9 protein-coding genes and 3 tRNA genes are annotated in these 9,500 nt (G+C 37.1%); 1 reads left to right on the top strand and 11 read right to left on the bottom strand.

Annotated features, from left to right (window positions below):
• Positions 1-106 precede the first annotated feature (106 nt).
• From RYO55_RS07320 to RYO55_RS07350, 7 genes are read right to left on the bottom strand one after another with little or no spacing between them, the layout of a single operon-like run.
• The gene (locus tag RYO55_RS07320; RefSeq protein ID WP_118091446.1) at positions 107-2,005 is read right to left on the bottom strand and encodes a bifunctional 4-hydroxy-3-methylbut-2-enyl diphosphate reductase/30S ribosomal protein S1; all 1,899 of its coding nucleotides are present in this window, start codon (positions 2,003-2,005) and stop codon (positions 107-109) included.
• Entirely contained in the window at positions 1,996-2,616 is a 621-nt protein-coding gene (locus tag RYO55_RS07325) for a lysophospholipid acyltransferase family protein (protein WP_314984860.1), read from the bottom strand. The genes RYO55_RS07320 and RYO55_RS07325 overlap by 10 nt, the downstream gene beginning before the upstream one ends.
• Positions 2,609-3,292 (bottom strand): (d)CMP kinase, encoded by a 684-nt coding sequence (gene cmk, locus RYO55_RS07330; RefSeq protein ID WP_314984861.1) that lies wholly within the window; start codon positions 3,290-3,292, stop codon positions 2,609-2,611. Before cmk ends, RYO55_RS07325 begins: the two co-directional genes overlap by 8 nt.
• 8 nt (positions 3,293-3,300) lie before the next feature.
• On the bottom strand, positions 3,301-4,548 hold the full coding sequence (locus tag RYO55_RS07335; protein WP_314984862.1) for an NAD(P)/FAD-dependent oxidoreductase: 1,248 nt from the start codon (positions 4,546-4,548) through the stop codon (positions 3,301-3,303).
• The gene (locus RYO55_RS07340) at positions 4,545-5,273 is read right to left on the bottom strand and encodes a pseudouridine synthase (protein ID WP_314984863.1); all 729 of its coding nucleotides are present in this window, start codon (positions 5,271-5,273) and stop codon (positions 4,545-4,547) included. Before RYO55_RS07340 ends, RYO55_RS07335 begins: the two co-directional genes overlap by 4 nt.
• Position 5,274: 1 nt before the next feature.
• On the bottom strand, positions 5,275-5,784 hold the full coding sequence (scpB, locus tag RYO55_RS07345) for an SMC-Scp complex subunit ScpB (protein WP_118091451.1): 510 nt from the start codon (positions 5,782-5,784) through the stop codon (positions 5,275-5,277).
• A gap of 25 nt (positions 5,785-5,809) precedes the next feature.
• Complete coding sequence (locus tag RYO55_RS07350; protein ID WP_314984865.1) at positions 5,810-6,520, bottom strand: segregation/condensation protein A; 711 nt, start codon at positions 6,518-6,520, stop codon at positions 5,810-5,812.
• A 170-nt stretch (positions 6,521-6,690) separates the two neighbouring features.
• Between RYO55_RS07350 and RYO55_RS07355 the strand changes: the two genes are divergently transcribed.
• Positions 6,691-8,523 carry a phosphoethanolamine transferase gene (locus RYO55_RS07355; protein WP_314984867.1) on the top strand — a complete coding sequence of 611 codons (1,833 nt, stop codon included), beginning with the start codon at positions 6,691-6,693 and terminating at the stop codon, positions 8,521-8,523.
• A 94-nt stretch (positions 8,524-8,617) separates the two neighbouring features.
• Here RYO55_RS07355 and RYO55_RS07360 read toward each other — a convergent pair whose 3' ends face one another.
• The 4 genes from RYO55_RS07360 to RYO55_RS07375 all read right to left on the bottom strand — a co-directional run bounded on the left by RYO55_RS07360 (position 8,618) and on the right by RYO55_RS07375 (position 9,441).
• Positions 8,618-9,073, bottom strand: coding sequence for a DUF523 domain-containing protein (locus tag RYO55_RS07360; protein WP_295813901.1), 456 nt, complete (start codon positions 9,071-9,073; stop codon positions 8,618-8,620).
• Between the two features lie 106 nt (positions 9,074-9,179).
• A tRNA-Leu gene (locus RYO55_RS07365) sits at positions 9,180-9,268 on the bottom strand.
• Between the two features lie 14 nt (positions 9,269-9,282).
• Positions 9,283-9,357 (bottom strand) — tRNA-Cys (locus tag RYO55_RS07370).
• A gap of 9 nt (positions 9,358-9,366) precedes the next feature.
• Positions 9,367-9,441, bottom strand: a tRNA-Gly gene (locus tag RYO55_RS07375).
• Positions 9,442-9,500: the final 59 nt, after the last annotated feature.

A 9,500-nucleotide genomic window follows, 5' to 3' on the forward strand; every position in this document is an offset into this window, starting at 1 on the left:
CCTCATTATCTAATCTAATACATTACTATATTTTATCATATTCTAAGTAAAGTACGCAAAAAGGCTAACCAAGGAAACCTTGGCTAGCCTTTTATTAGACAATGAATTATTCAGCGTCTTCTGCAGTTTCTTTTGATTCCATCAACTCAGTCAAAGCCAAACCCAATTTCTTTTCATCTTTGTTAAGAGAAATGATTTTAACTTCGACTTCTTGACCACGGTTCAAGTAATCTTCAACTTTCGCATTACGTTGTTTTGTAATTTGGGAAATGTGAAGTAAACCTTGGATGTCGTCATTAACAGCTACGAATGCACCGTAAGCTACTAAACGAACAACTTTGCCGTTAATAACATCGCCAACATGCAATGTTTCTTCAGCAACGTCCCATGGGCTCTTAGATAAAGCTTTTAAGGACAAGGATAATTTATTGCTTTCAGCGTCGAAGGATTGTAATTTAACTTCGATTTCTTGACCAACGGAAAGAACATCTTCCACTTTTTTAATTTTTTGCCAAGAAATATCGGAAATGTGAAGTAAACCTTCAATACCGCCGATATCTACGAATGCACCATAAGGCATGATTTTACGAACAATACCTTTATAGTTCTCGCCAACGTTAATGTTTTTCAATGCTTCAGCTAATTTAGCTTGACGTTCCACTTCCAATACTGCACGACGGGAAAGAACCAAACGGTTTTTCTTTTCATCGATTTCAAGTACTTTAGCTTCAAATTCTGTACCAACCAAGTTGTCCAAGGATTTCACGAAATGAACATCACCTTGGGACAATGGAATGAAACCACGAAGGGATTTAACTGTTACTACTAAACCTGCTGGAATAGCATCAATACCTTTACATACGATAGCTTCATCTTTTTCTTGTGCTTCGATAACATATTGCCAATCTTCATCTTTAGCCAAGCGAGTCATGGAAAGATAAATAGGATTATCTTCTTTGATGTGATTCATGATAACTGCTTTAATTTCATCACCATTTTTTAACACATCTTTGGCAGATTCTGGTGCTGGATAAGAAATTTCAGTTCTGTTCAAAATGGCTTCAGTTTTGTAGCCAAAAGATACGTAAGCTCGTTCATCTTCGACTTGAACTACTGTACCTTCTACAACATTCCCTTTCTTAAATTCTTCTTGACCTTCGGCTGCTAATAATTCTGCAAAATCTTTCATTGTCTCAATGACCTCCTTAATAATCCAGTCGGGAGTCGATGCTCCTGCTGTTACTCCTACCGTCTGTACTCGGTTAAACCATTCCAGTTGTAATTCAGTAGAAGTTTCAATGTGATACGTTGTACATCCAACGTCACGACAAACCTCTGCCAATCGGTTCGTATTGCCGCTGTTCTTACCACCTATCACTATCATAAGATCTACATTACGTGCTAAATCAACGGCAGAATTCTGTCGTTCTTGCGTTGCATTGCATATCGTTTTGAAAACCTTAAGATTCTTAGATTTTTTCTCTAATATGTCTATTATACTGTTAAATTTGAATTGTGAAAAGGTTGTTTGTACAACAACGCCCATTTTTTCCACAACTTGTAGTTTTTGAGCGGAATCTTCATCTTCGATGATTATTCCTTCGTTATTCGCCCATAAATTGATGCTTTTGACCTCAGGATGATTTTTTTCGCCTAAAATCACCAAAGTCATGTCATCTTCAATAACGGATTTAGCATCTTGTTGTGCCTTTTTTACATATGGACATGTAGCATCCACAATATGTAAGCCCTTCTCTTCTGCCTCTTCGTAAATAGCGGGACCTACACCATGAGAGCGAATAATCATGGTCCCTTCTGCGATATCAGACACTTCTTGAACAGGGCTTACCCCTTTATCTTCAAGACGACCTACAACCTGAGGATTGTGAATAATAGGCCCTAATGTATAGCTTTTACCATCGTTATTTGCAGCTTCATTTGCCATTTCAACAGCCCGTTTTACACCATAGCAAAAACCATGGTTTTCAGCCAAAATTATTTCCATAAAGTCTCCTCTATACAATTGTTATGATAAGAATCTATCATTCGTTGGATTTCACTTTTAACACTATCATTTACTTTTTGAATTGCTTCTGGTGTCGCCTTAGCTTTTTCAACTGGAATCGGTTTACCAATGATACAAGCAACTTTATCGCGTTCCATATTATAAGAACCAATGATAGCAACAGGCACTATGCTAACCCCTGTTCTAAGTGCAATTGATGCTGCACCATCATGAAATTTACCAAGCTTACCACTTTTTTGACGGTTGCCTTCTGCAAAAATGCCTAAAACCTTATTGTCCTTAAGTAGCCCCATAGCATGACGAATGGCAACCTTATCAATAGCTCCACGATTTAAAGGAAACGCGCCAAGCCATGTACAAATAAACCGAGATATAGGATTCACAAATAATTCTTGTTTAGCCATAAAATGTACATGCCTAGGTAATGCATAACCACAAATAGGTGGATCATTATTACTTAAATGATTAGGCACTACGATAACAGGTCCTTCCATTGGGAAATTATCGCGACCATATACTTTCAACCCATACCCTACCTTATAGCGAAGCCAAAAGGCTGTCCGCCATAACCAGGTAGAAAATTTATTCATGATTGATTGTCTCCTGTACTAAATTCAATATATATGCCACAGTTTCATCGAAAGTCATATCGCTAGAATCTACAACTACTGCATCGTCAACACATATAAGTGGAGATTCTTCACGATTTTTATCCATTTCATCGCGACTTTCTACGTTCTTTTTAATTTCTTCTAATGTTTGCTCGTTTGGCGTACCTTGTACTTCAAGCCATCTACGTTTTGCCCGCGCATCAACAGAAGCAGTTAAATAGATTTTTAACTCTGCATCTGGTAATACAACGGAGCCTATGTCTCGACCATCTAATATAACGCCCCCAACAGCAGCCATCGCCTGTTGACGTTCTACCAAATATTGTCGAACCCCTTTATATGACGCTATAGTCGATACATTATCATTAATTTGTTGTTGGCGAATTAATGATGTTACGTCTTTATCTTTAACATAGATTTTACATGCTGTTGCAGTGGGCTCTAAGGTCAAATTCAAAGATGGTAATAAAGCTTCTATAGCAGCTTGATCTTTAACATCGATTTGACTATTAAGAACTGCCCATGTAACACCGCGATACATAGCACCTGTATCAATATATAAATACCCTAATTCATTGGCCACTACTTTAGAAATACTACTTTTACCAGCCCCTGCAGGACCATCAATAGCAATGGCAATTTTTTTAGTACTCATAATAACCTCTATTCTTCATCACCGTGTACGGCATGCATGGCCGCCACATAGCCTGTGGAAAAGGCAGCTTGTAAATTATAGCCTCCTGTAAAAGCATCAATGTCTAGTACTTCGCCCGCACCATATAAACCACCAATCAATTTAGACTCCATAGTTTTAGGATTAAATTCTTTTAAGGAAATACCACCGGCTGTAACAATAGCTTCGGCTACAGGTCGTAATTCCTTAACAGTTAATGTCATATATTGCAACACATGACATAAGCGCAAACGCTCCTCCTTTGTAATTTGATTAATCGGTTTAGTCGGATTTAACTCAGCAAACTTTATAACAATTGGAATAAGATTTACAGGTAGTAAATCCTTCATCCCATTAGCCAATTGTTTTTTAGAATATAAATCAAAATCTTTTTGCAAGCGCTTATCCAGTATTTCTGCAGTTAAAGCAGGCTTAAGATTAATTTCAATAGTAATTTGAGGATTTTTCTTACGAAGCAACTTACCTACCGTGTGACTTAACGATAAGATTGTAGGGCCCGTAAGACCAAAATGAGTAAACATCATTTCCCCAAATTGTTTAGCTTGTACCTTATTTTTAGAAACAACCGATACCTCAACATTACGAAGACTAAGCCCCATAACTTCCTTTACCCAAGTTTCATTTGTAACAATAGGTACCAAGGATGGACGAATATCAGTAATAGTATGTCCCACTCTTTCGGCTAAAACGTAACCATCACCAGTAGAACCTGTCAATGGGTAAGATGCACCACCAGTACAAATAATAGCAGCATCACAAGCATATTGTTCCTTATCCGTTGTAACACCAACTACACGATTATCCTTTACAGTAATCGATGTAACAGGTTCATTTAAATGAACTTGGACATTATACTTTTTAAGGATTTTCATAAAGATATTGCGTACTTCTAATGCAGAATCGGATTCAGGAAACACTCGTCCCCCACGTTCTACTTTAGTTTTTAACCCCCAACTATGCAATAAGTCCAGAAGATCTTCATTACTAAAGCGTTCATAGGCACCGTACAAGAACTTACCATTACCAGGAGTATTTTTTATAAACTCGGCCATATCTGCACTATTCGTAATATTACAGCGACCTTTACCGGTAATGCCCATTTTCTTACCAACCATATTCATTTTTTCTAATAAGATGACACGGGCTCCTTCACGGCCAGCTATAACAGCTGCCATTAAGCCTGCCGCACCACCGCCAATGACTATGATTTGTTTCATTTCTTACCTGTTCCTAACGTTTTTAGAGCTTTCACTTCACCAATTGTAAGCTGACGAGAAGCACCGCGTTTAACACCGCCCAAGGTGAGACCAGCATAGGCAATACGTTTTAAATTATGAATGCGGTACCCAAAGTGTTCAAACATACGGCGAACTTGTCGATTACGACCTTCATGGATAGTAATCTCTACTTCATGTACACCGTTATGGTCATCAAAACCTAAATCTACAATTGTAGCAGGTGCAGTCATACCATCTTCAAGTTTCACACCATTAGCTATAACTTGTAAGTCTTCATCGCGAACACGTCCTTTGATGCGCACTTCATAAGTTTTTTCCACACCTTTAGAGGGATGTGTTAAGTTTTGTGCTAACTCACCATCATTAGTAAGAAGTAATAAACCTTCTGTATATAAGTCGAGACGTCCAACAGGATAAATGCGTTTAGATTCATTTTTAATATAATCTAAAACAGTTTCTCTACCTTGAGGGTCAGATACAGATGTAATGACACCTTTTGGTTTATTTAATAAATAATATACAGGCTTTTCCTGAGCCAATAATTGGCCATTAACCTTAACCTTATCTTTTTGAGGGTTAATTTTAATCCCAAGCTCTGTAACCTTTCGGCCATTTACCTGTACCTTACCCTCTGTAATTAGTTCTTCTGCCTTACGCCGTGATGCAATACCACAACTGGCAATATATTTTTGTAATCGTTCCATGTTATCCTTCTGTTTCCGAAACTTCTTGATGTAAGGCTTCTATCGATTCTACACCAGCACTTCTCAAAAATTCATCAGTCGTGCCATATAGAATCGGTCTACCTACAGTATCCTTATGACCTAATTCAGCTATAAGAGATCTAGACAATAATTGTTTTATAATTTTATCGCTATTTACACCGCGAACCTCTTCGATTTCAGCCTTTGTAATAGGCTGCTTATAGGCGATAACAGCTAATGTTTCCATTGCTGCATTAGATAATTTATCTTCTCTCTTCCGAATATGACCAACATAATCAGCACATTCAACAGCGCTTACTAATTCAATACCGGCTCCAGATATACGTATTCGAATACCTCGATTCTGTTCTTCTAGTTCTCGTTGTAATTCTTCTATATATTTTTGTATTTCCTCTATGGAAAGCCCAAACACTTCTGATAACATATCTATCGATATAGGCTTTGCCGCTGAAAACAAAACGGCTTCTAAATGCATCGTTGGTAAGCTCATATAGCCCCCTTTCTACACAGCCCTCTTAGGTAGCAGTGAATATAATGTCATCATCTTCATAACGCATTTCCATAACTTGTTGTTTTAATAATTCTAGAACAGCCATAAAGATGGTTACCATACCACTTTTCGTTTCAATTGCTACTAATAACTCCCTAAAATATAGACACTCCCCACGATGTATACGACTAGACAAGGATAGAATCATATCCTCTAAACTATACGTATCCTTTTCAACCTTTACCTCACGAATCATCTCTTCTTCTGGTACCTCTTTAGCTCGTTTTATAGTTTGATAAAAAATTTGATATAACTGTGAAAGTTCCAAATTATATACACTATCTAATCCAAGCACACTCGTTTCTTCAGGACGACTAAATATGTTTGCAGATACAGCGGTACGCTCCATTAATAGAGATGTAATATCCTTAATTTTCTTAAATTCTACTAATTTTGCTACCAACTCATCACGTGGATCCTCGGCTTCATCAGGCTCAGGTTCAGCCTTAGGTAATAACATGCGTGATTTAATCTGTAATAAGGTAGATGCCATAACAAGAAACTCACTACTATAATGAATATCAAAATGGTTCCAATTGTCTAGATATTCCAAGTATTGACTCGTTATTTCAACGATAGGAATATCGGTGATTTCTATTTTATGTTTTTCAATGAGATGCAAGAGCAAATCAAGGGGACCTTCAAAAACGTCCAACTTGTAATTATAATCTCCCATAAACCCCAATCCTCAGAAAAAAATGTACTTTAACTATATAATTATAAAGCATATATAGTAGTACTTTCAAATAATTGTTTTTTTTACACTCATCTGCTATCTTTATTATTGTAATTATTATATATTATAAAGGATATGTTATTGTGTATTCCTTTTAGAGAGGATTTATTATGTTATCGAGTGTGAAGCAAATTGGGCAAAATCCCATTTTTCGCTTTGGTATTATAGGTATTGTTTTATATATCGTTTTATTTTTAATTTATGAGCCCATAACCTTAGGACTTGATGTAGAAGATATTACGATTTTAGCAGTACCAACAATTGTAGGTACCTTTTTATTTCAATATTTTATGGGGTGTACCGTTTTCCACAGGCCTTTTTTAGGGTATGGCCTTGTTGGAATCTTATGGGCACTTACCTTTCCGCTTTTATTCCACTGGTCTTATGTAAAGCCGCTATATTTCTATGAATTTGCTAATGATTTTTTATTTGGCTTATTGATTTTCATGGGATTATCAGGCATTCAGTTTTTACTGAACCAAACAAACCGTTTCCATAAGACAACGTCCTTGATCATGGCTATTATTTCCATGATTTTAAGCTTAATACCATTCTTGCAGATCGGCTATTACATGACTACCTGGCATTGCTTAACGCCAGCCAGTCTGCTCGCCGTATATATGACCAATCCAGAAGAAGCATTTGGTTTTTTAAAGAATGCAGCTGGTATACCTGGTCTTATAGCAGTGAGTATTGGTCTTATCTTATGGACTTATTTATTGTACTGGTCTAACTTAGGAATGAAAGCAGTAGTAAACTTAAATACTACACGTCCTATGCGGTCAGCTATGCTCATCGCATCCCTTGTAGCTTTTTTAGTATATGTACCATTCTTCTTGTTCCCTCAAACCTGTATTGTGGCGAACTGGATTGCTGCAGGCGATTATGTAAAACAAATGCAACAATATAATGATAATCACCACTTAGTATTTGATTCCTTTAATTTAGACACAAAGGAAACGGCGGTGAACAAAACACCTGGTACTATTATTCTAGTCATTGGCGAATCTAGTTCTCGAGATTATATGAAAGTATATAATCCAAACTTCCCATATGACGACACTCCATGGCAAGGTAATATGCGTTCGGACAATAAAGACTTTGTCTTCTTTGATAATGCCTATTCATCCTACGTACAAACAGTACCAACCTTGGAGCGTGCACTATCTGAACGAAACCAATACGATGATAAACCATTTCTTGATTCAGCCAATATCTTAGATGTTGCTAAAAAAGCGGGATACACGACTTCTTGGTTTAGCAATCAAGGTGTATTCGGTGAATATGATACAGCTATTTCATTAATGGCTAAGACTGCAGACACAACAAAATGGGCCCATGAATCTTATGCATTCTCAGATCGATATGATGAAGCTCTATTGCCATTATTAGAAACTGTAGATCCTACCAAGAACAACTTTATCGTTATACATATTATGGGTAGTCATATTTACTACAATGATCGTTACCCACATGAATTTAGCAAGTGGAAACAAGGTCCGTATCCTGATGGTCAAGAAGCATATGCTAACAGCCAATTATACACAGACTGGTTATTACAACAAATTTACAATTATGGCAAAGACAAATTAAACTTACAAGCTATGGTGTATTTCTCCGATCACGGTGAAAGTTTAGACAAATCGCATAACCCTGATACATTTGATTTTGTTATGACACATATTCCATTCTGGGTATACCTATCTCCACAATATCGCTCAACTTATCCTCAAACTGCTGAGGTGCTTGCTAAACACGAGCATCAATTCTTTACTAATGATTTGCTATACGATACATTAGTAGGTCTCATGCATGCTCCAAGTCAACGATATGATACAACAAGAGATTTTAGTAATGCTCAATATCGATTTAATCTACATAACTTAACTACATTACTTGGTGAACAGCCATTAGCAAATGATCCTGTTAATGCAGGCAAGTAGTCTTTAATTAATATTGTAGTCATTATTTTTCTATTATATTAAGTTATTTTAATAGTAAAACAACTTAATATAACCAAAAAGAGATGAGTTTAACTCATCTCTTTTTTTCTGCAAGTAATAACTCTATATCATTTTCCGTATAAATTCTTACATTCTTTTCTAGTAGAGCCTCTACAGTACATCCGTGACCATTTTTCAATGTTCTAGTAAAAGTTCCATCATAAATGCGCTTATATCCACAGCTAGGACTTTTCGCCTTCATCAAAGCTTGCTTGCAACCATATTTTAGTGCAATATCAACTGTTAATTGAGCACCTCTTACAAACTCATCTGTAACATCAGCTCCATTAGCAGTACATATACGTTTACCTTGCCGCTCCGCAGGATCACGAGGCGTACTAAGTCCCCCTAACACTTCCGGACATACTGGTACTAATTCATAATATTCCTTTAGAGCCTCTATAGTTTCTATATAATTATCTTTGCCATCATATCGACAAGGTACACCAAATAGGCATTCACTAATTAATAACTTAGGTTTCTTATTCATAGATTTATCTATCTCTTATATATTTATGCGTAACTTATAGTAATAATTTTCACAAATCGTTTTAATTGTATATAAGAAAAAAGACTAACCTAAAGTTAGTCTTAATTGGTGCCGAGGACCGGAATCGAACCGGTACGGTTGTTTCCAACCGACGGATTTTAAGTCCGTTGCGTCTGCCTGTTCCGCCACCCCGGCATGGGTAACGATTGTGGAGGCGGCACCCAGAATCGAACTGGGGAATAAAGGTTTTGCAGACCTCTGCCTTACCGCTTGGCTATGCCGCCATATAAAATTGGAGCGGGAAACGAGATTCGAACTCGCGACCCCCGCCTTGGCAAGGCGGTGCTCTACCGCTGAGCTATTCCCGCATGTAAATGGTGCCTCAGGACAGAATCGAACTGTCGACACACGGATTTTCAGTCCGTTG

It is taken from the genome of uncultured Veillonella sp. (assembly GCF_963551295.1).
Lineage (GTDB): Bacteria > Bacillota > Negativicutes > Veillonellales > Veillonellaceae > Veillonella.

Coding starts and splice junctions, on each gene's coding strand:
- RYO55_RS07320 (WP_118091446.1), bottom strand. CDS start 2,005: ATGGAAATAATTTTGGCTGAAAACCATGGTTTTTGCTATGGTGTAAAA.
- RYO55_RS07325 (WP_314984860.1), bottom strand. CDS start 2,616: ATGAATAAATTTTCTACCTGGTTATGGCGGACAGCCTTTTGGCTTCGC.
- RYO55_RS07350 (WP_314984865.1), bottom strand. CDS start 6,520: ATGGGAGATTATAATTACAAGTTGGACGTTTTTGAAGGTCCCCTTGAT.
- RYO55_RS07355 (WP_314984867.1), top strand. CDS start 6,691: ATGTTATCGAGTGTGAAGCAAATTGGGCAAAATCCCATTTTTCGCTTT.
- RYO55_RS07340 (WP_314984863.1), bottom strand. CDS start 5,273: ATGGAACGATTACAAAAATATATTGCCAGTTGTGGTATTGCATCACGG.
- scpB (WP_118091451.1), bottom strand. CDS start 5,784: ATGAGCTTACCAACGATGCATTTAGAAGCCGTTTTGTTTTCAGCGGCA.
- cmk (WP_314984861.1), bottom strand. CDS start 3,292: ATGAGTACTAAAAAAATTGCCATTGCTATTGATGGTCCTGCAGGGGCT.
- RYO55_RS07335 (WP_314984862.1), bottom strand. CDS start 4,548: ATGAAACAAATCATAGTCATTGGCGGTGGTGCGGCAGGCTTAATGGCA.
- RYO55_RS07360 (WP_295813901.1), bottom strand. CDS start 9,073: ATGAATAAGAAACCTAAGTTATTAATTAGTGAATGCCTATTTGGTGTA.